A 21,990-nucleotide genomic window follows, 5' to 3' on the forward strand; every position below is an offset into this window, starting at 1 on the left:
AGCATCCTCAAGATGTTATAAGAAAATATTTATAGATAAGATAGAAGGAAGGCCCCGATGGTGGCTTTCCTTTTTCCATTGCAGATAAAAATCAGATAAAAGATAAAACATCAAAGATGTATTTGTAATATTGCTATCAAACATTGATTTCTAAACACCAAACTGCTCAGCTCACATAAATATGTATACCAAATATTTACTAACGCTTCCTCAGGTTGCCATCAATGATTTTCATAGCTTGGAAAACAGAGCAAAATCTAGCTGGTTTTGCACTGTAGACCCACAAGGTGTGAAGGTAGGCTCGGGTGGCGGTACTGCCAACCTGTTGTTGGAGGCTTTTCAGAACGAAAAGCTCGATGATTTTAGCGCTTGGTTATGCAGCGATAAAAAAATAGTTATTCATGCAGGTGGCGAAAGCCGAAGGCTGCCCGCATATGCGCATACCGGGAAAATATTGGCTCCAATTCCAATTTTACGTTGGGGGAGGGGAAGTGCATTGAATCAAAATCTCTTGGATATTCAATCGCCACTACTAGAGGAGATTATTGCTCAGACAAATTCGAAACAAAATACGTTAGTTGCCAGTGGCGACGTTTTGGTGCGAAATAGGGGAAAGCTACCCGCAATACCCGATGCCGATGTGGTTTGCTATGGCATTTGGGGAACACCGGAGAAGGCTTCGAACCACGGTGTTTTCTTTACACCCACAAATGGCTCGGGCGAGTTCTCTTTTATGCTCCAAAAACCGGATAACAGCCAAATTGCGGCGAACACCTTGTCGCATCACTACCTTTTGGATGTTGGAATTTGGGTTTTAAGCAATAGAGCCATCGAAGTTTTGATGAAAAAATGTGGTTGGGATGCGCAAACCGCCAATTTTGAGGGAGGAATTCCTAAGAATTACGATTTGTACTCCGATTTTGGCCTGTCGCTTGGCGCGAATCCGACGGTATTCGACGAGGAAATTTCGACGCTTTCCGTTGCGTTGGTAACCTTAGAAAATGGAGAATTTTACCATTTTGGTCGAAATAGCGAGCTCATTGAGTCGAATGTAAGGCTGCAAAACTTGGTGGTAAACCAAAAGGAGATTTGGCATAAAAAGGTAAAACCTCATCCCTCCATATTTATTCAAAATAGCATTAGCCAGCTAACGCTGAGCGATGCAAATAAGAATCTTTGGATAGAGAACTCTTACATTCCTTCTACATGGTTGCTAGCCGAAAATCATATTGTAACGGGAGTCCCTCAAAATAACTGGAACCTATCTTTGCCAAGCGGTGTTTGCTTAGATTTTGTTCCTGTTGGCGATCAAAAGTATGCTATTCGGCCATACGGTTTTAATGATGATTTTAAGGGAGCAGTTGGAGACGCTAAAACAGCATGGTTGGATTCTGCTGCCCGCGAATGGTTTGATAAAAGAAACGTTTCGATAGATGATTTAGCTGATGTCGATATTCAGAAAGCGGCCATTTTCCCAATTTTAGATATCGAAAGTATAGATGAAGGATTTCTAACCTGGCTGATTTCAAAGAATCCCGAGGTTAACGAAGAGTATAAGCGCAAATATTTGAATGCAGAACGGTTGTCTGCTACCCAAATTTGTTTTGAGGCCAACCTTTCCCGGTTGTACGCTCAACGGAGCCATTTCTTGGTTCAGGCAATCCCTGCAATTTATCGCAACTACAGAAATAGCATATTCTACCAGCTCGATTTAAGCAATCTAGCCCAAACTATTGCAAGTAACAGTATCGAGCTTCCTTTAAATGGAGAGTTGAATGGGATGCAGCAGGTTAGCGATTATATGCTTCGTGCTCGAATCGAGCAGTTTAAAAATTCGAGCGGGGAAGCGTTCTCTGATAAGGCATTTTATGCATTGCATCAATGTGTCCTCCAAACTCATGGATATAATGTAGAGAAACCTCTACTGAGCGTCAAAGACGACCAGATTGTTTGGGGAAGAAGTCCTTTAAGGTTAGATATTGGTGGTGGATGGTCGGATACGCCTCCTTACTGCTTTATTAATGGCGGTGCAGTTGTAAATATGGCTGTCGAGCTTAACGGTCAGCCTCCTATTCAGGTTTTTGTAAAGCCTTCGGTTGAAAAGAAGATTATTATCAGCTCCATAGATTTAGGCGAAAAGGAAATTGTCTCCACCTACGAGGAGTTAGAGCGTTACGATCAGGTTGGATCTCCTTTTAGCATCCCCAAGGCGGCGCTTTGCTTGGTTGGATTTCATCCAAAGTTCTCGAAACTAAATTTCCAAAGCTTAGAGGAGCAGCTTAATGACTTTGGGGCAGGAATAGAAATTTCCATACTCGCAGCTGTGCCGAAAGGCTCTGGTTTGGGAACTAGCTCGATTTTAGCCGCTACAATTCTTGGAACATTATCGAACTTCTGTGGACTAGATTGGGATAAGATCAAAATTTGTAGCAAAACGTTAGTGCTCGAGCAGCTTCTAACAACAGGAGGCGGTTGGCAAGATCAGCTAGGAGGTGTTTTACATGGTGTAAAATTAATAGAAACGGAGCCTGGGTTCGAACAGCTGCCTGTTGTGAAATGGTTGCCAACCGATTTATTCGAAATGCCCGAAACTAAAGGGACCTTTTTACTATACTACACAGGAATAACCCGTACGGCAAAGAATATTCTCTCTGAAATTGTTCAGGGGATGTTTTTAAACTCGGCAAAACACTTGCGGACGTTGGATAAGATAAAAAATCATGCTTCGGTGGTGTTTGATGCGGTTATGCGCGGCAACCATGAGGCTTTATCGCAAACAGTGGCTACGTCGTGGGAGTTAAACAAGACGTTAGATAGCGGAACTTCGACACCAGAGATAGAACGAATAGTGGAGCCTATCAGAAACGATTTAAAGGCGTTTAAGCTGCTAGGTGCCGGTGGTGGTGGCTTTATGCTGATGGTTGCTAAAGATTTGGCGGCGGCAGGTCGCATTAAATCGGCGCTAGAAGCAAATCCAATCAATAAAAAGGCACGTTTTGTTGATATTGAAATATCTAAAACAGGGTTTAAGGTAACCCGAAGCTAACCTAATTACTATGGAGGGAAAGATCGTAGATCAACATTTGTCTGTAAAGCGTTACTGCTTTACGTTAGATTTAAAAGACGATGACTCGCTGATTGCGGAGTATCGGTATTACCATGCTAAAGGTATTTGGCCCGAAATATTGCAAGGGCTTTCGTCTATTGGTATCTACGATATGGAGATATACCTAACACATGGCAGAATGTTCATGATTTTGGATGTGCCAGTAGATTTCGACTACGAAAAGATGATGGGGCAGCTTGCAACAATGGATAGGCAGCAGGAATGGGAGGAGTTTATGTGGAAATTCCAGCAAAGGCTTCCTTGGGTTACCGATAATACGAAATGGGTAGAGATGGAGCGAATTTTTTCATTTCAGTCGCATATAAAGTCTAAAAATATCGAGTAGTATGGGTAAGGGAAATTTAGTAACCGTAAATGGGAAGAGTTTTTTGCTTCCTTTCGTGCTAATTTCGTTGCTTTTTTTGCTTTGGGGAACAGCACACAGCCTTTTGGATGTTTTGAATAAGCATTTTCAGGATGTACTTGGTATTTCTAAGGCAAAATCGGGTTTGGTGCAGTTTGCGATGTATGGAGGATACTTTGTAGCCGCTCTTCCTGCTGGTTACTTTATCCGAAAATTTGGATATCGAAAGGCCATTGTTCTTGGCTTGTTGCTTTTTGCATCAGGTGCATTTATGTTTATTCCAATTGCCCATATAAAGGAATTTTGGGCGGTATTGGTTGCCTTGTTTACGATTGCATGCGGTTTGGCATGTTTGGAGACCGCTGCAAATCCATACTCAACCATACTTGGGCCAAAAGAATCGGCCGAACGACGAATAAATCTTTCTCAGTCGCTAAACGGGATAGGATGGATTATTGGACCTCTTGCCGGTTTAATAGTTTTTGGTGGAGGTGGAAATCATTTTGATTCTCTTTCGATACCTTACATAATTCTTGGTTTTTCTGTGTTTGCCGTAGCGTTGCTCTTTATGTTTGTGAAGTTGCCCGATGTTAGGCATGAAAAAACTTCAGTAAAGGCAAATTCGGGTAGCCTACTACAGAATAGGCTCTTCATTTTTGCAGTTAGTGCTCAGTTTTTATATGTAGCGGCACAAACAGGCGTAAATAGCATGTTTATAAACTATGTTGTTGAAAATGCTGCAAATATAAATATCACCTTAGCTGGCGTGCTTGGCTTAAGCCCTACTTTATCGATGTTTGCTTCTCCAGAGGCAACTGCTGCTGTGATTCTTTCCTTTGGAGGAATGGGGTGTTTCTTTATAGGTCGCCTATCTGGTAGCTTTATAATGAAAAAGGTTGAGCCTGAAAAATTGCTGATGCTTTACGCCATTTGCAGTACCATACTGATGGCAGTTACGGTTGTCAATTTGGGTTTCGCATCGATTATTGCTCTTTTTCTTACCTATTTCTTTATGTCCATTATGTTTCCTACCATATTCTCGATTGGAATTCGAAACTTGGGGGACAAGAAGGAGAAAGGTTCTTCTATTATCATAATGTCGATTGTAGGAGGTGCACTATCGCCAATTTTAATGGGCGCTATTGCTGACGCATTAAATATGAGCCTTGCATTTATTGTTCCTCTGGCTTGCTTTGCAGGTATTATGCTGTTTGCTTTTTATGCAAAGGCTCAGAATATAAAAGAGAAGGTAGGGAGCGAAATTTTGGAGGAGGAGCTGGTGTCGTAGCAGATAACTTTTTAGAATAAAAGAAGAGGGGGCTTTATAAAAGCCCCCTCTTCTTTTTTATAGCGGATTTTACTTAATCTCCACCTTAGCCCTAACGGTGCATTTTACGATAATGTTCTTAAAGTTTTGTTGTGGCTGGCTATCCTGCATTTCGGCAGCTTCACTTGCCTTGGCCATCATCATATATCTGGGCTGATACTCTTCCTCTTCGCCCGATACAAAAAGGGTTTGCTCGTAAATGTTTAGGGGAGCGGTTAGCGTTACGTCAATGCCTTTGGCCATTGCTGCCGCTTTTTCTTTGGCATTTCTGGCTGCCTTTTCGCAGGCTTCTAGCTTATACTTCTCAATTTGGCTGCTCTCAACCTTCAAAAGGCTAATCGAATTAATTTTCAGCTTCGAAAGCTCCTCTACGATGTTGTCGGTATTGCTGATGTTGGTTAGCTTAAGCAGGTATAGCTTTTGGTTAACAACATCTTTGGTTCCCCAAAAGCTTACTTTTTGGCGAATTCCGCTTAGCTTGTCGATGGTGAGATTTTCGGCAGGTACATTGTACTTTTTTAGAATTTTAGCCATCTCCACCTCCTGCTTTTCTACGCTAATTCCCTCTTTGGGATTATCAGCCAGGAGTAGGTTAAAGTAGGCAATGTCTGGAGTAACCTCTATTCTTGTTGCTCCTGCAACTTCAATGAATCGCTTTTGCTCCTGTTCTTGAGCAAATAGTCCGATGCTGGGCATCAAAAATAAAAGTGGTAAAAGTAGCTTCTTCATACTGTTTGGGTTTTAATACTGTGACGATTGATGTGATATAAAAGTTACAATCGCTACCTAAAGATAGGATAAAAACAGTTTTTTTTGATGGTTTGGGCTTCATTTTGTTACTTTTGCCCCAAATTTTAAGAAATGGAAGATTTAAAAGCTCTATATGCCGATAGCGATTTGGCGCTAATGAAGCTGGCGGAGGCATCGCTGGAAAAGGGGGCCGATCGTCTTATTGAGGTGCGAAATTTTGCGCTGAACTCGGGGTTTAAGAAGATCGGAATTGCCTACTGCGCTGCGGTAGCCAAGGAGGCCGAGGTTGTAGACCATTTTTTGTCGAAAGATTTTGAGGTGGTACGCATCGACTGCAAAACCGGGAAATTTCCTAAAAGCGAAATGTTAGATGATGGCAGCTTGGTTGGTATTAGCTGCAACCCGATGGGGCAGGCAGCCTATTTGGCCGAATGTGGCGCTCAAATGAATATTGTGATGGGGCTTTGCGTTGGTCACGATATGGTTTTTGGAATGAACAGCCACGTGCCAACAACAACGCTACTTGTAAAGGATCGGGCGCATAAGCACAATCCACTCGAAGGTATAAATAGTAAAAAGGCGCTTTAAAGCGCCTTTTTTATTTCTTATTAAGAATGTACATCTTTTCGAGGTCGCCTGCTATCTTATTTCCGTCTGCATCTAGCATTTGAATATAATTTTCGCCAGCAAACAGCTTCATTTCTCCGCTATTATCTGATGGGGTAATGGTAATTACGTATCCTTTGATGCTCCATTTTCCTGTTTCAATAAATGGTTTGTTGTCATTTTTTTCGAGGTAAAGCATCGATTTGGTGTAGGTATTGTCTTTGTTTAGGGTTACCTCCGTTTTAATTCCAGGGCAATCGGCGCATGGAGTTGTTCCCGCATAAGTTCCTGCAATATCAAGCGAATTTTCTGCATTATGCATGTCTGCAACCTGTACGGTGTCCGTGTTGTTGGCCGAATCTGCATTTAGTTGGCCTGCAGGTTTGCTTTGGCAGGAAATTAGCGAAATGCCTAGCATAAGGGCTGTAATGTAAAGGTTTGTTTTCATAAATCTTATAATTTGGGTTTTACCCATGCAAGATAAACAAAATGGCTCGAATGTTTAGTGGTAATGTAATGATTTGGAGATGTACCGAGCCATAAAGTTTTAGCTTAGCATCCTATCTTACGTAGCTGCAGCAGCGGTTATACTCGCTTACCAAATTCGGAAGCTCCTCGAAACGTTTATATTCGGGATGGTTGTTTATGAAGGTCATAAACTCGTTGCAGTCGTTAAAAAGCACGAAGTAGAGCCTACTAAAGTTTTTTGGGGTGATAAATATTGGCTGATTTTTCCCTTTTATGATGATAAAAGACTGCAATGGCTCTTTATGGGCACCTAAGTCGATGCTGATTCCCGAACCATAAGTCCCAACAGAAAAGCCAATATTCCGAATGGTAAATTTGGGAACTTGGGTGGTGATTGGGTCGACAAATAGGCGCATTCTTGGGCCATAGGCAATTTTTTCGATGATTAGAGAGTCGGAAAGGTCGCTAGGGTTGGCAATTTTTTCGAATTGGCGCCAGATTGGAGGCTCGTAGCCTGCTGGCATATCGCTATCTGGTTCAATAAAGCCAGCCGCAACGATTCTATCTTCCCGATACTTCGTTTTTATGCCGCGCGGATCCTTCATTTTGATGGAGTTAAAATATTTTCCGATCGAAGATCCAGCATACTCTCCCCAAATCGTATCAAGTTGGTAGGTTACCACATAGGCCGACTCTAGGTAGCCTCGGTTTTGAGCGTATGATGCCATGCAGAGCAGTAAAAGGAGGGTGGTACTAATTGCTTTCATTTTTATCCTAATTATTTTATAAAGATATAACGACAAATCTAAAGTAAAGTTACCACCATAAAGAGTGTTGATTTACAATATATCTTTTACTGAAACTCTACCTGCTTTTCGGTGAAAAATGGGGCGTTTATAGCTTTTCGAAGATTGAAATCGAATAAATCGTAATTAAAATTGGTGTGTTTGATGATAATTTGAAAGATTTTTACCAAATTTGACCCGTATCGAAGAATTCAAAATTCTCGATTGTGATGCTTATCTTTGCGTTTCGAAGAAATAATAAGCAATAAAATGGCACAGAAACCAAGTATTCCAAAAGGTACGAGAGATTTTTCGCCCGAAGAAATGGCGAAGCGTAACTACATTTTTGACACCATCAAGGCGGTGTACAAAACGTATGGATTTCAACCTATCGAAACTCCTGCAATGGAGAATCTCTCTACGTTACTAGGTAAGTATGGCGAAGAGGGGGATAAGCTGCTTTTCAAAATTCTGAATTCTGGCGATTTTACTTTAGGCGCAAATGCGGCCGATTTTAACTCGGAGAAGGCCACCTTGCTGAGCACCAAAATTTGCGAAAAGGGGCTGCGTTACGATCTTACCGTTCCGTTTGCTCGCTACGTGGTGCAGCATCAAAATGAAATAACATTTCCGTTTAAGCGCTACCAAATTCAACCTGTTTGGCGTGCTGATCGTCCGCAAAAGGGACGTTACCGCGAATTTTTTCAGTGCGACGCCGATGTTATTGGAAGCAAATCGCTTCTAAACGAGGTGGAGCTGGTGCAGATTATCGATTCCGTATTCAATAAGTTTGGAATAAACGTCCTTATTAAAATAAACAACCGTAAAATACTTAGCGGAATAGCGGAGGTAATTGGCCATCCCGATAAGCTCATTGACATTACGGTTGCCATCGATAAAATTGATAAGATTGGAATTGATGCCGTAAATGCCGAGCTCGAAGAGCGTGGGATAGAACGAAGCGCCATAGAAAAGCTTCAGCCTATTATTACGCTTAGCGGAACTACCGAAGAAAAGTTTGCAAAGCTTAGAGAAGTGCTCGCCGCCTCTGAAGTGGGCATGAAGGGGGTTGAAGAGCTCGCTACCATTTTTGAATACACCAACTCGCTAAATATAGTACAGGAGGTGGAGTTAGATCTTTCGCTTGCCCGCGGATTAAACTACTATACCGGTGCAATATTCGAGGTTAAGGCAAAAGATGTTCAAATAGGAAGCATCTGCGGTGGCGGTCGCTACGACGATTTAACAGGAATTTTTGGACTAAAAGATGTTTCGGGTGTTGGAATTTCGTTTGGCGCAGACAGAATTTATGATGTGCTAAATACCCTCGAAAAGTATCCTGATAACTCGACGGTGGGTACGCAACTTCTTTTTATCAACTTCGGAAAAGCAGAAGAAAAATTTTGCCTGCCTGTTTTGGCCTCGTTGCGCGCAAAAGGCATTGCAGTGGAGATTTATCCCGAATCGGCAAAAATGAAAAAGCAGATGGACTACGCCAATAAGCGTAATATTCCATTTGTGGCTATAGTTGGCGAAAATGAAATGGAGAAGCAGGTCGTTTCTCTAAAAAATATGATAACAGGGGAGCAAAAGGAGGTGGCTGTAACCGAGCTATTCAACCATTTGTAGCGAAAGCATCATCCCCAAAACCTACTTAACAGACAAATGGCTAACGTATACACAATTTCACCTAACCGGCTTACGTATGATGTGCTAGAAAGCGCTTCGGAGGGAATGTTGAAGCTGGAGCTTTCGAAAGAGGCAGTAGACTTAATTCAAAAGTGCCGTGACTACCTCGACAATAAAATGAAAACGCAGAAGGAGCCAATTTATGGTATTACTACCGGATTTGGATCTCTTTGCAACCGTTCCATATCTCCCGAAGCATTAAATCAGCTGCAGGAGAATCTGGTAATGTCTCATGCCTGTAGTACAGGGGCTGAGGTTGAACCTGAAATTATTCGTTTGATGCTTTTCCTTAAGGCTCACGCTCTTTCGTTGGGAAAAAGTGGAGTTCAGGTGGTAACCGTTCAGCGAATTATTGATTTTTATAATAACGACGTTCTTCCAATTGTTTACGACAAGGGGTCGCTTGGCGCTTCGGGCGATTTAGCTCCTCTTTCGAACCTGTTTTTGCCATTAATTGGTAAAGGAGAGGTGCGTCATAAAGGCGTGAAGAGAGAGGCGGCCGATGTTTTAAAAGAGTTTGGATGGGAGCCCATTAAGCTGCAGTCTAAAGAAGGTTTGGCATTGCTAAATGGAACGCAGTTTATGAGTTCTCATGGAGTGCTTGCCTTGATAAAGGCATTTCGCATTGTGAAGCTTGCAGATGTTGCAGGTGCGCTATCTTTGGAAGCATTTGATGGTCGTATTGAGCCTTTTAATGAGCTACTTCACACCATCAGACCTCACCAAGGACAATTAGAAACAGCCCAAAATATTCGCACAATACTAGAAGGTAGTGAGCTGATTGCTCGTCCAAAGAAGCATGTTCAGGATCCTTATTCGTTCCGTTGTATGCCTCAGGTGCATGGGGCATCTAAAGATGCCATTGCTTATGTTGCTAGCGTGCTTCTAACAGAGGTAAATTCGGTTACTGACAATCCAACCGTATTTGCTGACGAGGATTTGGTGCTTTCTGGGGGAAATTTCCACGGTCAGCCTCTTGCATTGGCCCTCGATTTCCTAGCAATAGCCCTTGCTGAGCTTGGAAACATTTCGGAGCGTCGTGTAGCCCAACTTATTCTAGGTTTACGCGGCCTACCTGAATTCCTTGTGGCAAATCCTGGATTAAATTCAGGTTACATGATTCCTCAGTATGCTGCAGCTTCGATGGTAAGCCAAAATAAGCAGCTGTGTACTCCTGCTTCTGTTGATTCTATCGTTTCTTCAAACGGACAGGAAGACCATGTGAGCATGGGCGGAAATGCCGCCACCAAAGTACTTAGGGTGGTTGATAATATCGAACGAATTCTTGCTATTGAGCTGATGAATGCTTCTCAGGCAATTGAGTTCCGTCGTCCTGCAAAAACATCGCCATACCTTGAAGATTTCTTAGCCAGCTTCCGAAAGGTTGTTCCTTTTGTAGAGGAGGATATTATTATGTATCAGGCTATAGATCGTGCTGTTGATTTTATTCGACAGGGAGATTTTGTAAGAGAATCTGTTACTGCATAGTTAAAGAGGCGCTGAAAGCGCCTCTTTTTTATTACTTACCTTTAATTTCCATAACAATTTTACCTACGGTTTTTCCCTTTAGCATCTCTATTAGCGTTTCGGGAACCTGTTCTAACGAAATAATTTTTTTTAGTGGAACATCAATCAAACTTCTTTCAACCATATCCGTAAATATTCTGCCAGTTTCCACTATGCTGCTAATTCCTCGCTCGCCGTATCCGTAGCCGCCACCAAGACTTAGCTGATGAAATGTGAGCGATTTCATAAAGGCATCTTTGTATTTTGCTGGGCGTGCATGCCCTACTAGCTCTACCATTTGTCCGTTAAATGCCATTGCTGCGGCTGCATCAATATCGGTGTCAGGACCAACGGCGTCTAAAACTTTGGTTGCTCCAATTCCGTCGGTATATTCAAATACTTTTTGTGCAATATTCTCTTTTTGATAATCGATAATATGTGTTGCTCCCATTTCGCGTACAAATGCAAAATTTTTCTCGGAACAGGTGGCAATAATCTTATGGGCTCCCACATATTTGGCAATTTGAAGGGCAAAACTTCCTACGCCGCCAGCACCGCCAACCACAAGAAGGTTGTCGTGAGTTTTTAGCTTCAATTTGTCAATTAAGGCTCGATAGGCCGTCCAACCCGAACAAGGAGTGGCGGCAGCAATGTCATGCGGTAATCGGTGGTTCGGAAGAATTGCTTCTTCGTGCTGAATGGCATATTCGGCAAATCCTCCATGAGGGCGGAGCATGTAGCCGTGGTATAGAACTCTATCTCCAGGCTTCCATCTGGTCACTTTTTTGCCAACTTCGACAATAACCCCCGAAACATCAAGGCCAGGAACCCAACTGCTATTCATATCTGGGACTAAGCCTTTCCATAGCGATATTTTTGCGTCAACGGGATTAAGGCCGCATGCTTTTACTTTTACCATAACATCGTGATTTTCTAGGCGAGGGAAAGGAAGATCGCTAACCGAAAATCCGTTATTGGAAGGATTGAATGTTACAGCTTTCATGACGTGTAGTTATTTTGATTCAAGTTACGAAATATGGTAGACGCTTGCTAGCTGGTTTGCTCTTTCTTTTACTTGTTCTAACCTTATTTTAAGGAGTATTGTTTAAAATAGGGGCAAGTACTTTTACTGGTTGACCAATAAGGTTTTTGGGAGAGCCCTTTTTCCTACTGTTTTTTGCGATAGTTCTGGAGGGTATTGGCTTTTTTATTTAATTATGGAGGAGTTGTTGATCCTTATACTTTGTTGAAAAAAAGTAAATAATCATACCGATCGTTTGAATACAATGATCGAATTGCTTATTTTACAGCGATAAACACTACAAACAAAGAGAATGAAAGAGCAACAAAACGAAACAACGGCTAATCCGTTAAAGAGAAATTTGGGGTTAGGAGCGGCCACTGCAATTGTTATTGGTAATATGATCGGTTCGGGAATATTTACCGCGCCTCAATCGCTCGCAGCAAGCGCGAATCCGTCATCATCAATCATTGCGTGGATAATTACCGCCATTGGTTCCTTGTTTTTGGCTTTGGTGTTTGCTCATTTGGGTTCGCTATATCCTCGCTCTGGAGGTCCAATTGTGTACACTAAAATGGTGTATGGCGATTTTGCTGCATTTCTAATTGCGTGGACATTTTGGATTGGGATGTGGGTTGGAAATGCCGCGATAATTACAGCAATTGTTCGATATCTGACAACCTTTTTCCCTGCAATTAAGGAGAGCGGAATGCTTGCGTTCTTTATTTCGTCTGGAATACTCTGGATCTTTACATTCATAAATTTAAAAGGGGTAAAGGAGGCTGGCTTTGTTGGGGTTGTAACTACCATTGCAAAAATAGCTGTGCTAGTTGTTATAATTATTGTTGCTTTAATGGGCTTTAATGTGGAGCATCTTAAGGCTGCATCGTCTCCAACTCTCGAAGGTTTTTCTACTATTCCGGTTGCTGTTGCTATTACGTTATGGTCTTTTATTGGCCTAGAAAGTGCATCGGTAACAGGTGGGGAAATCAGCAATCCAAAGCGAAATATTAAGTTAAGCACCATAATCGGTTTTGTTGTTACCGCCTTTATATACATTATTACCAGCATTTCTGTAATGGGGACAGTTCCACAAAGTCAGCTGGCAACTTCGCCTGCGCCTATGTCGGATGTGATTAATTCTGTAACGGGAGGATCTTGGGGCGGATGGTTTATTGCTATTGGAGTGATAATTGCAGCAGGAGGCGCTACTTCTGGATGGATTCTAACCACAGCTCGAAGTTCTTATGCTGCTGGCGAGCAAGGCCTTTTTCCTACTTTTTTTGCAAAAGTCCACCCTCGTTTTGCTACGCCTCACGTATCCTTGATTATTTCAGGTGTACTAGCAAACCTACTTCTTGTACTTAACTATGTTTTGTCTCTAACGGCTGCTTTTGATTTTATGATTTTGCTAGCAACGTTGGCGTTTATGCCTGCCTATAGCTTTACCGCTGCGGCACAAGTTATACTAACAAGCAAAGAGGGACAGTCGTGGAGAACAATGTTAAAGGCTGCCTTAATCCCAATATTTGCTTTTGCATACTGCATTTATGCAACTTATGCTGCTGGAGGCGAGGTGGTAATGTATGGTTTTATCTTGATGCTTCTTGGCATTCCCATTTATATTGTAATGAGGCTCCAAAAAATGAAAGTACTATAAAACGAGAAAAGAGAGGAACTCCTCTCTTTTCTCGTTTTAGCCATATGGGTAGCCAACTTAAAATTATCAAGGGAAAGGCTTCTCTTTTTTGCGGTAACTTCATTAACTTGCAACTCTATTTTTGATATTCAAAATTTATATGCCATGCAATTAACTGTATTTATAATGGCAGGGGGCTCTGGTGAGCGCTTTTGGCCGCTATCTACCCGCGAAAAACCCAAACAGCTGCTTAAGCTTGTTGATAAGGAGCGTAGCCTTATTAGAATGACGGTGGATAGAGTTCTTCCGATTGTTCCTGCCGAGCGAATTTTTATTGGTACAAACGCAATACAGGCAAAAGGAATTGCGGAGGAGCTTCCAATGCTTCCTATTGAGAATATTATTATAGAACCTCAGTTTAAGGATACGGCAGCCGCTATAGGCTTTGGTTCTGTTGTAATCGGAGAGAAATACCCTGATGCAACAATGGTTGTTCTTGCTTCCGACCATCTTATTAAGAACGAAGAGAACTTCTGTAAGCGAATTCTAACGGCGGCAGAGGTCGCAGAGGATAGAGGTGCTATTGTTACTTTAGGTATTAAACCAAGCCGTCCAGAAACCGGTTACGGCTACTTGGAGACCGAAGAGTGCTATATTGGGGAGCCAACTCCAGTTGTGAGATTCTGGGAAAAGCCCAACCTACAGCGTGCGGAAAGCTATGTGGCATCAGGAAGGTATTTGTGGAATAGTGGCATGTTTATTTTCAATATTGCCACCATGAATCAGGCTTTCGAAACATATCTTCCCAAGCATGCCGCGTTGCTAACGCAAATAGCAAAGTTGGGAGATGCAAAGCGTAACTATTCGGACGCTAAATTGAACGACCTATTCAGCAAGTTTGAGAAGATATCTATCGATTTTGGTATTATGGAAAAGTTCCACAATACAATGGTTATTCCAGTTGACTTTGGCTGGAACGACATTGGTAGTTTTCCGGCGCTTGATGAGGTTTTTGAAAAGACTGAGCAAGGTTCTGTCGTACAAGGAAGTCGAGTTGTAGAGGTAAACTCGTCCGATAATATTGTCTTGGGGATGTCGGGAAAGGTTATTGCAACTTTGGGAGTAAGTGATTTGGTTATTGTGGATACTAAGGACTCGCTGCTGGTATGTAGCAAGGCTGAAGCACAAAATATCAAAAAGATATTGGAGCAGCTAAACAAATAGTATTTTTTTTGACAAGATATGCAGTAGCCGCTATATGCGGCTACTGTTCTTTGTAGGAATTCTTTTTTGTTATTATAGTTAATTTCTACCTTTGGCATCCAAATAAAAATGGAACACATTGGCAAGCATTAACTCTTGGATCAAGGCGGCTCGTTTACGTACGCTTCCTTTGGCCTTATCCAGCATCATACTGGGAAGTACTTTAGCCGCATTTGAGTATCGAATGCATTGGACGGTTTTACTTCTTTCGGTTGTAACTGCGCTGTTTCTTCAGGTGCTATCGAATTTTGCCAACGATTATGGTGATTCGGAAAAAGGGACTGACAATCAGCACCGGGTTGGTCCGACACGAACCGTTCAAAGTGGCGAAATCACGCCTGTCCAGATGAGAAAAGGAATGGTGGTGGCAGCATCGTTGGCGTTGGTGGTTGGATTGGCACTAGTTTTCGTTGGTACCATTGGGATTCCTATTTGGAAAACTTTGCTTTTTATAATTCTTGGACTTGCCTGCATTGTGGCCGCTGTTAAGTATACTGTAGGAGAGAAGGCTTATGGTTATCGTGGTCTTGGAGATTTGTTTGTCTTTCTTTTCTTTGGCTTAACGGGTGTTGTTGGAACCTTCTTTTTACATACGCAGCATCTGTTTTGGGGGGCTTGGCTTTTGGGGGCCGCTGTAGGATTGTTTAGTACGGGGGTGCTTAACCTGAATAATATGCGCGACATTGTCAACGATTTTAATTCGGGGAAGTATACCATTCCTGTTCGTCTTGGGTTTAATAAGTCTAAACTTTACCATCTAGGGTTGATTGGAGGTGGATTCTTGTGCTCAATGCTGTTTACGGCATTTTATTTTCAGAATATATGGATGCTTCTACCTTATCTTTCGCTGTATCTTTTCGCTAAAGATTTGAAGGCAATCTTGCTTACAAAAGATCCCAAACTCTTAGATCCATATCTTAAGAAACTTTCGATTTCGACGCTTATATTTGTCGTGTTGCATAGCGTTGCATTTATAGCTTGCGTTGCAATTTAGACCTTTTCTTTTTTTGCGACTTCTAAAACTACAATTGTGATTACAGCGGCTGTAAAACCATATACGCTAATGTTTGCTCGCCCTGCAGGGACTTCGCGAGGCGTTTATCAAACCAGAAATTCGTGGTATATCGTTCTTCGTGCTGACGATAGGGTTGGGATCGGAGAGTGTGCGCCGTTACCGAATTTGAGTTGTGATGATATACCCAACTATCAGGAGCGTATAGAGCATTTTTGTGAGTTTATTAATACGGGTAAAGGGATTGATTTTGAAGAGTTACGCTCGTGCCCTTCCATTCTTTTTGGTTTTGAAACGGCGTTACGAGACCTTAGCGCTGATGAGCATATATTTTGGAGCACCTCCTTTTCTAGAGGCGAATCGGGGATTCCGATAAATGGTTTAATATGGATGGGCTCGCACGATTATATGCTAAGCCAGATAGATACTAAGGTGTCGGCGGGCTTTAGGTGCCTAAAATTGAAGGTTGGTGCTATTGATTTTGACCAAGAGTTAAGTTTGGTACAACATATTCGCGAGCGCTATTCTGCATCTGATCTAGAGATTCGTTTAGATGCCAATGGCGGTTTTAAGCCTAACGAAGTGCTTGTAAAGATGGATAAGTTTTCAAAGTACCATATCCACTCCATTGAGCAACCGATTATGGCTCGTCAAATTGCTGATATGGCGTCGTTGGTTAAGCATGCACCAATCCCTGTAGCACTTGATGAGGAGCTTATCGGAATTAATGCATATTCCCAGAAACTGGAGTTGCTAGAGGAGATTAATCCGCATTACATAATATTGAAACCAAGCTTACATGGAGGGCTGCTGGGTTCTACCGAATGGATAGAGCTTGCCAATGAGCATAAAATAGGATGGTGGATAACCTCGGCTTTGGAATCGAACGTTGGCCTTAACGCCATTGCGCAGTGGTGCGCTTCGTTGCCGGTTTCCATGCCTCAGGGATTGGGGACAGGAATGCTTTTTACCAACAACATCGAATCTCCTTTAAGCATTAAAGGGCAGGAGTTATGGTACGATGCTTCTTCTTCGTGGAATTTTAGCGAAATTCTTTAGCCTTTTTAGAATATTTTTTGACGATTAGCTGCTAAATTGAGGGCTGCTAATAATTTGGGACTACTTATTATGGATTCCTTAACGCTTAATGGTGTAACCTACTCCTCCAAGGAGCTAAAAGTGCTTGTTTCGACGAGTTCTGATTTAAGAGAGGGTTACCTTCGAGACTTCTGGTCGTTTATTGGGGAGTGGTATAATGATAACGATTATGTTGTCGTTTCTACATCGGGATCTACTGGCAAACCAAAGCAACTTAAGGTTCTTAAACAGCATATGGTAAATAGTGCCCATATGACTTGTAGCGCGTTGGGGTTGGAGCATGATGATAATGCTCTTCTATGCTTATCTACCGGTTATATTGCAGGGAAGATGATGGTTGTCCGAGCAATTGTGGCTGGATTAAATCTTACCGTTATTGAACCTTGTGGAACTCCGTATATTGACAAAGATTACGCCTTTTGCGCAATGGTTCCCATGCAAGTTTATAACATACTTACCTCCTCGGAGCGTATGTTTTCGCTTAGCCAAGTGGGAAAATTGATTATTGGCGGAGGCCCTATCTCTGCAGATTTGCGGCAGGAGATAGAGCAATTAACGGTTGAATGCTACTCAACCTATGGGATGACCGAAACGGTATCTCATATTGCGCTTCGAAGGCTCAATGGGCTCCATAAGCAGCATTCTTACCATCCTTTTCAAGGAGTTACCATTTCTCTTAACTCAAATGGATGTCTTGTAATTGATGCTCCTAGCGTTTGTTCATCTCGCTTAGTAACCAACGATATTGCCGAGATTGAAGAAGATGGTTCGTTCCGAATATTGGGTCGGCTAGACAATGTTATTAACACAGGAGGGGTTAAGGTGATCCCCGAGGAGGTCGAGTTAAAAATAGGAGGATGTACTACCCATTCTTACGCCATCTCCTCGCAGCCTGATGCCCGATTGGGCGAGAAGGTCGTGCTGGTTATTGAGGGAGGGATGGAATGCCTTTTCTATTTCGATGATGTGCTAACACCTTACGAACGCCCTCGTCGCATCGTCTATGTCGATAAAATTCCGCTAACGCCCAACGGTAAAATAAACCGTGTTGCTTTGCGAGAAATTCTTGCTACGCTGTAATAACTTCCGATCATTTTGGCTGAACTTAGCTTCTCTTTTCCCCCTTTGATGAAATGCTTTAAAAGAAGTTTTTTCTTCCCTTTTTGTGAAGCGAGCAAACCTCTCTTTAAACCATTTCTAAGGCTTTCTGTATGTTTTTAAGGCCATTTTAAGGTTGATATTAGTGCAGGATTAGAAATGCTGCAAGCAGCGAAAAATGAGCTGTATTAAAATTACTATGTCTTTTTCTTTGCCTTACTTAGTTGATGAAATAATAGAATAAAAGCAACTGGTATGTTAGAAGAAGAAGCAAATGCAGCCCTGATTTTGCAATGGAGCGGAATGGCTGAGTACGATATGGCACCCCAAGGCTTGCTACTTCATCATTTTTTTGAAGCGGCTGCTGCTCACGATCCGAATGGCATCGCTATAGAGTATGATGGTGTAAAAATCTCTTACAAGGAGGTGGACGAGCGAGCTAACCAGTTTGCACGCTATCTTTCTGAGCAAGGCGTCTCTTTAGAAAGTAAGGTTGCCATAATGTTACCGCGTACGCCTTTTGTGTACATTGCCATGTTAGGTGTGCTAAAGGCTGGTGGTGCCTACATTCCGCTCGATCCTGAAATTCCTGGCGAACGAGTTGCTTATATTCTCGAAGATTCTAAGGCTACGCTTATTATTACCGCTCAGCAAATTATTGATAGAATAAGCGACGATCTTTCAGCGCATAGTGTATTCAATGTGGATGTTGATGCATCGCTGCTAGATAGGTACGAATTAACTAAAAATGAAGTTTTAGGTCTTTCTCCCAGCAACCTTTGCTATATCATCTATACTTCGGGTACAACCGGAAAACCCAAGGGCGTACTTCTTGAACATAGAAATGTGGCAACCTATATTGCTTCTGCCCAAAAGATTTACTCTATAGGTAAAAACGATCGTGCGTTACAAGGGTTTTCTGTAGCCTTTGATGCATCGGTAGAGGAGATTTGGGTGCCATTTTCGGTTGGTGCAACCGTTGTTGTTGGCACTTTTGAAATAATGCGCTCGGGCGATCGTTTTGCTGATATTCTTAGCCAGCTGAACATCTCGTTTCTTTCTTGCGCACCAACTCTGCTTTCGATGGTCGACGGGGACATTCCGTCGTTGAGGACTTTGATTTTTGGAGGCGAGGTTTGCACTCCAGATATTGCCTACCGTTGGTGTAGAGGTAAGCGCGACGTTTTTAACACCTATGGGCCAACAGAGGCGGCGGTTATTGCCACCTACAGCAAGCTCGAACCTTTAGCCGAGGTTACCATTGGTCGTCCAATGCCTCACTACATGGTAACCATCCTCAATGAAAACATGGAGGCAGTTGGGGTAGAGCAGGAGGGCGAAATTTATATAGGAGGAGAGGCTGTTGCTCGTGGATACTTGAATAGGGACGATTTATCAGCCCAAAAGTTTGTTACCATTGATAGATTTACAGGATCGCCAGTTCGTTTTTATAAAACGGGCGATCTAGGACGATACAATGAAAAAGGGGAAATCGTATTTGTAGGAAGAGCGGACTCTCAGGTAAAAGTTCGTGGTTTTAGGGTAGAACTTTCCGAAATCGAAGGGCTCATCTTGAAGTGTGATGGGGTAAAAGCTTCGGTGGTTGCTTTAGACACAGAAACGCAGCAGCTCGCCGCATACGTGGTGGTCCGAGATGGTGAGGTTGTGAAAAGGGAGCAAATAGCGCTACTGCTTCGTAGCAAGCTCCCCTACTATATGATTCCTGCAACGCTCGATGAGATTGATGCGCTTCCGATGACTACCAGCTCAAAGGTTGATAGGAACAGATTGCCCAAACCTCAAAATCCGCTGGCCGTAAATGCTTCGAGAACGATTATCGAGCCATCTACACCACTCGAGGCTGCTCTTGTGGATATGTTGAAAAGCCATTTCGCTCGTACAGATGTTTCGATGGGGGATAATTTTTTCGATGACCTTGGAGGACACTCGTTGCTGGCTGCGCTCATTGTTTCCGATTTGCGAAAGCAGAAAATGTTCGAGACAATGTCTGTTGTGGACATTTACAAGAATCCAACAATAGCGAAGCTGGCCGCAGAATTGGAGCAGCGTTATCAGGAGTCGGAGCAGACGAACAAGGTAGAGGTGGAGCGCGATTTTTACAAGCCATCGAGGTTAAGCTACTATACCTGCTGGTTTTTCCAAGGTCTATCAATGATATTCCTAGCGTTCCTTTTTGGGATTGAATGGCTTGGTCCATTCTTCGTTTACTCGTACTACTATCAGGCCGATCAGGGGATTGCCTACTCTCTAATGATGATGCTCGTTATGTACTTCGCATTGCTACCCACATTGTCGGTTCTTTCGCTGGCTTTGAAGTGGCTAATAATTGGTAAAATTAAAGCTGGGAAGTATAAGCTTTGGAGCTTCTACTACTTTAGATTTTGGCTGGTAGATAAGATTATCAACATCACTCCTGTGATTTATTTCTCAGGAACGCCCATCATGAACCTTTACCTGAGGCTGCTTGGTGCAAAAGTTGGGAAAAATTCGTACATCAACACGCACTCTATTTCTGCTTTTGACTTGCTTAAGGTGGGCGAGAACGTGAGTATATGTACCGATTCTCACCTTCGGGGATTTATCATTAAGGATGGATATTTAATTATTGGCAGCATCGAAATCGAGGACGACTGCTTTGTGGGTACCCGTTGCTGCATATCAGAGAATACCAAGATGCAGCGTAACTCTTCGCTCGACGACTTGACAATGCTTTTAAGCGGAGCTGTTGTTCCTGCAAATGAAAGTTGGCAAGGATCTCCAGGGCAAAAGGTGGGCACCAATAGCACTCCCGAGCGTACTAAGGTTTGGAATAGCTCCCATTTTATGGCCTACTTGATTGGGGTATTCGTATTTCCTCTTCTTACCATGTTGGCCTACTTTCCAGGCATGATGCTAATTACCCACCTCGACTACTCTCGTGGTGATTACGGATTTCTTGCGCTCACAATTGTTGTGGCCGTTTCATTTGTATTTATGCTTTGTATCATTATAGCATTCCTGAAATGGGTAATGCTCGGAAATATAAAGGAGGGGCGATATAGGCTCAGCAGCACATTCTACTACAAAAAATGGTTTTTTGATCAGCTGATGAGGTTAAGCTTACAGGTTATAGGTACGCTCTACACCACGCTTTACCTTCAAAAGTGGTTTAAGCTGCTGGGGGTAAAGATTGGCAAAAGGAGCGAGATTTCGACTGTTGAGTTTATATCTCCCGATCTTCTTGTGGCTGGCGACGAGTGCTTCCTTGCAGATTCTGTCTCGGTAGGGGCCTCCCATGTACGCAATGGCTATATCAGCATTGCCAAAACGCATATTGGCGATAGAACTTTTGTCGGTAACAGCGCCGTGGTTAGTCCTGGTACTATTTTGGGGAACGACGTGCTGTTGGGGGTGCTCTCTAAGATGAAACCAGAGCATGTACCGACACCTAACGATACCTCCTGGTTTGGTTCGCCAGCAGTTTTTCTTCCAAGGCGCGATGTTAACCACGATTTTAGCGAGAGTCGCACCTACAAGCCATCTAGAAAACTTTTTATGCTACGCTACTTTATCGAGTTTTTTAGGGTTACGCTTCCGGTAACGATGTTCATCGTTCTTGCTTCGATGATAACCAACGTAACCAGCTATCTGCAGGCCGAAAAGGACTTGGTGGAGCTATTCCTTCTATTTCCGTTGCTGTATATTGGAGCAAGCATTGTTGGCTTTGCCTTTATGGCTACCTTAAAATGGCTGGTTATAGGGAGGTATAAGCCGATGAATCGTCCGTTGTGGAGTGGTTTTGTTTGGCGTAGCGAGCTGGTAACGGGCTTTTACGAAAACTTCGGGGTGCTGTTTTTTATGAATATGCTAACAGGTTCTCCATTTATAAAATTCCCACTTTGGCTTTTGGGAAGCAAGATTGGTAAGCGAACCTGTATATACACCACACAAATTACAGAGTTCGACTTGGTGAAGGTGGGCGATCACTCTGTTTTAAACGACAACTGTACCATCCAAACGCACCTTTTTGAAGATCGAGTAATGAAGATGTCCTACGTGGACATAGGAAAGGAGTGTACGGTGGGGGGAATGGCTGTTGTTCTTTACGATTCGCAAATGGAGGATGGCTCGAAGATCGAAAACCTCTCCGTGCTGATGAAGGGGGAGAGGCTGCCCGCCTTCAACACCTTTGTAGGGGCGCCCGCTAAGCCTTTAAGGTAGCCCTGTCTACAAACATTTCTAGTGTTGTTGTAATGCC

General features: G+C 42.8%; 16 protein-coding genes. 12 read left to right on the forward strand and 4 right to left on the reverse strand.

What is annotated here, in order from left to right; translation table 11 throughout:
- Positions 1 to 181: 181 nt before the first annotated feature.
- Genes L990_RS04745 through L990_RS04755 form a run of 3 tightly spaced genes read left to right on the forward strand, consistent with a single transcriptional unit; the run spans position 182 to position 4,758 of the window.
- On the forward strand, positions 182 to 3,046 hold the full coding sequence (locus tag L990_RS04745) for a bifunctional fucokinase/fucose-1-phosphate guanylyltransferase (protein WP_047446034.1): 2,865 nt from the start codon (positions 182 to 184) through the stop codon (positions 3,044 to 3,046).
- A 10-nt stretch (positions 3,047 to 3,056) separates the two neighbouring features.
- Positions 3,057 to 3,452 (forward strand): L-rhamnose mutarotase, encoded by a 396-nt coding sequence (locus L990_RS04750; RefSeq protein WP_047446037.1) that lies wholly within the window; start codon positions 3,057 to 3,059, stop codon positions 3,450 to 3,452.
- Position 3,453: 1 nt separating this feature from the next.
- On the forward strand, positions 3,454 to 4,758 hold the full coding sequence (locus L990_RS04755; RefSeq protein ID WP_052180734.1) for a sugar MFS transporter: 1,305 nt from the start codon (positions 3,454 to 3,456) through the stop codon (positions 4,756 to 4,758).
- 69 nt (positions 4,759 to 4,827) lie between these two features.
- Here the strand turns inward: L990_RS04755 and L990_RS04760 are convergent, their stop codons facing one another.
- Positions 4,828 to 5,526 (reverse strand): SIMPL domain-containing protein, encoded by a 699-nt coding sequence (locus tag L990_RS04760; RefSeq protein ID WP_081981597.1) that lies wholly within the window; start codon positions 5,524 to 5,526, stop codon positions 4,828 to 4,830.
- A 132-nt stretch (positions 5,527 to 5,658) separates the two neighbouring features.
- On the opposite strand from L990_RS04760, the gene L990_RS04765 reads away from it, so the two are divergent.
- Entirely contained in the window at positions 5,659 to 6,135 is a 477-nt protein-coding gene (locus L990_RS04765) for a DUF1847 domain-containing protein (RefSeq protein WP_052180735.1), read from the forward strand.
- 10 nt (positions 6,136 to 6,145) lie between these two features.
- Here L990_RS04765 and L990_RS04770 read toward each other — a convergent pair whose 3' ends face one another.
- Both L990_RS04770 and L990_RS04775 read right to left on the reverse strand, forming a co-directional pair.
- Positions 6,146 to 6,601, reverse strand: a complete 456-nt coding sequence (locus tag L990_RS04770; protein ID WP_047446151.1) for a copper resistance protein NlpE — start codon at positions 6,599 to 6,601, stop codon at positions 6,146 to 6,148.
- A gap of 112 nt (positions 6,602 to 6,713) precedes the next feature.
- On the reverse strand, positions 6,714 to 7,388 hold the full coding sequence (locus L990_RS04775; protein WP_047446041.1) for a hypothetical protein: 675 nt from the start codon (positions 7,386 to 7,388) through the stop codon (positions 6,714 to 6,716).
- A 288-nt stretch (positions 7,389 to 7,676) separates the two neighbouring features.
- On the opposite strand from L990_RS04775, the gene hisS reads away from it, so the two are divergent.
- Both hisS and hutH read left to right on the forward strand, forming a co-directional pair.
- On the forward strand, positions 7,677 to 9,035 hold the full coding sequence (gene hisS / locus L990_RS04780; RefSeq protein WP_047446043.1) for a histidine--tRNA ligase: 1,359 nt from the start codon (positions 7,677 to 7,679) through the stop codon (positions 9,033 to 9,035).
- Positions 9,036 to 9,071: 36 nt separating this feature from the next.
- Entirely contained in the window at positions 9,072 to 10,583 is a 1,512-nt protein-coding gene (gene hutH / locus L990_RS04785; protein WP_047446045.1) for a histidine ammonia-lyase, read from the forward strand.
- 31 nt (positions 10,584 to 10,614) lie between these two features.
- On the opposite strand, the gene L990_RS04790 is transcribed toward hutH, so the two are convergent.
- Positions 10,615 to 11,604, reverse strand: coding sequence for a zinc-binding dehydrogenase (locus tag L990_RS04790; RefSeq protein ID WP_047446046.1), 990 nt, complete (start codon positions 11,602 to 11,604; stop codon positions 10,615 to 10,617).
- Between the two features lie 331 nt (positions 11,605 to 11,935).
- Between L990_RS04790 and L990_RS04795 the strand changes: the two genes are divergently transcribed.
- From L990_RS04795 to L990_RS04820, 6 genes are all read left to right on the forward strand, one after another.
- Positions 11,936 to 13,282 (forward strand): amino acid permease, encoded by a 1,347-nt coding sequence (locus tag L990_RS04795; RefSeq protein ID WP_047446049.1) that lies wholly within the window; start codon positions 11,936 to 11,938, stop codon positions 13,280 to 13,282.
- Positions 13,283 to 13,426: 144 nt separating this feature from the next.
- The gene (locus tag L990_RS04800) at positions 13,427 to 14,485 is read left to right on the forward strand and encodes a mannose-1-phosphate guanylyltransferase (RefSeq protein ID WP_047446050.1); all 1,059 of its coding nucleotides are present in this window, start codon (positions 13,427 to 13,429) and stop codon (positions 14,483 to 14,485) included.
- A 118-nt stretch (positions 14,486 to 14,603) separates the two neighbouring features.
- Positions 14,604 to 15,518, forward strand: coding sequence for a 1,4-dihydroxy-2-naphthoate octaprenyltransferase (gene menA / locus L990_RS04805; RefSeq protein WP_047446052.1), 915 nt, complete (start codon positions 14,604 to 14,606; stop codon positions 15,516 to 15,518).
- 36 nt (positions 15,519 to 15,554) lie between these two features.
- Positions 15,555 to 16,595: an o-succinylbenzoate synthase gene (locus L990_RS04810; RefSeq protein ID WP_410488760.1), complete on the forward strand. Its 1,041-nt coding sequence runs from the start codon at positions 15,555 to 15,557 to the stop codon at positions 16,593 to 16,595.
- A gap of 69 nt (positions 16,596 to 16,664) precedes the next feature.
- Positions 16,665 to 17,714, forward strand: a complete 1,050-nt coding sequence (locus L990_RS04815) for an AMP-binding protein (protein WP_047446054.1) — start codon at positions 16,665 to 16,667, stop codon at positions 17,712 to 17,714.
- A gap of 273 nt (positions 17,715 to 17,987) precedes the next feature.
- Complete coding sequence (locus L990_RS04820; RefSeq protein WP_052180738.1) at positions 17,988 to 21,953, forward strand: Pls/PosA family non-ribosomal peptide synthetase; 3,966 nt, start codon at positions 17,988 to 17,990, stop codon at positions 21,951 to 21,953.
- Positions 21,954 to 21,990: the final 37 nt, after the last annotated feature.

Origin of the sequence: Alistipes sp. ZOR0009 (assembly GCF_000798815.1) — a bacterium.
Classification (GTDB): domain Bacteria; phylum Bacteroidota; class Bacteroidia; order Bacteroidales; family ZOR0009; genus Acetobacteroides.

Excerpts from the sequence above, each read along its gene's own strand:
- L990_RS04745 (WP_047446034.1), top strand. The coding sequence starts at position 182 with ATGTATACCAAATATTTACTAACGCTTCCTCAGGTTGCCATCAATGAT.
- L990_RS04750 (WP_047446037.1), top strand. The coding sequence starts at position 3,057 with ATGGAGGGAAAGATCGTAGATCAACATTTGTCTGTAAAGCGTTACTGC.
- L990_RS04755 (WP_052180734.1), top strand. The coding sequence starts at position 3,454 with ATGGGTAAGGGAAATTTAGTAACCGTAAATGGGAAGAGTTTTTTGCTT.
- L990_RS04760 (WP_081981597.1), bottom strand. The coding sequence starts at position 5,526 with ATGAAGAAGCTACTTTTACCACTTTTATTTTTGATGCCCAGCATCGGA.
- L990_RS04765 (WP_052180735.1), top strand. The coding sequence starts at position 5,659 with ATGGAAGATTTAAAAGCTCTATATGCCGATAGCGATTTGGCGCTAATG.
- L990_RS04770 (WP_047446151.1), bottom strand. The coding sequence starts at position 6,601 with ATGAAAACAAACCTTTACATTACAGCCCTTATGCTAGGCATTTCGCTA.
- L990_RS04775 (WP_047446041.1), bottom strand. The coding sequence starts at position 7,388 with ATGAAAGCAATTAGTACCACCCTCCTTTTACTGCTCTGCATGGCATCA.
- hisS (WP_047446043.1), top strand. The coding sequence starts at position 7,677 with ATGGCACAGAAACCAAGTATTCCAAAAGGTACGAGAGATTTTTCGCCC.
- hutH (WP_047446045.1), top strand. The coding sequence starts at position 9,072 with ATGGCTAACGTATACACAATTTCACCTAACCGGCTTACGTATGATGTG.
- L990_RS04790 (WP_047446046.1), bottom strand. The coding sequence starts at position 11,604 with ATGAAAGCTGTAACATTCAATCCTTCCAATAACGGATTTTCGGTTAGC.
- L990_RS04795 (WP_047446049.1), top strand. The coding sequence starts at position 11,936 with ATGAAAGAGCAACAAAACGAAACAACGGCTAATCCGTTAAAGAGAAAT.
- L990_RS04800 (WP_047446050.1), top strand. The coding sequence starts at position 13,427 with ATGCAATTAACTGTATTTATAATGGCAGGGGGCTCTGGTGAGCGCTTT.
- L990_RS04815 (WP_047446054.1), top strand. The coding sequence starts at position 16,665 with ATGGATTCCTTAACGCTTAATGGTGTAACCTACTCCTCCAAGGAGCTA.
- L990_RS04820 (WP_052180738.1), top strand. The coding sequence starts at position 17,988 with ATGTTAGAAGAAGAAGCAAATGCAGCCCTGATTTTGCAATGGAGCGGA.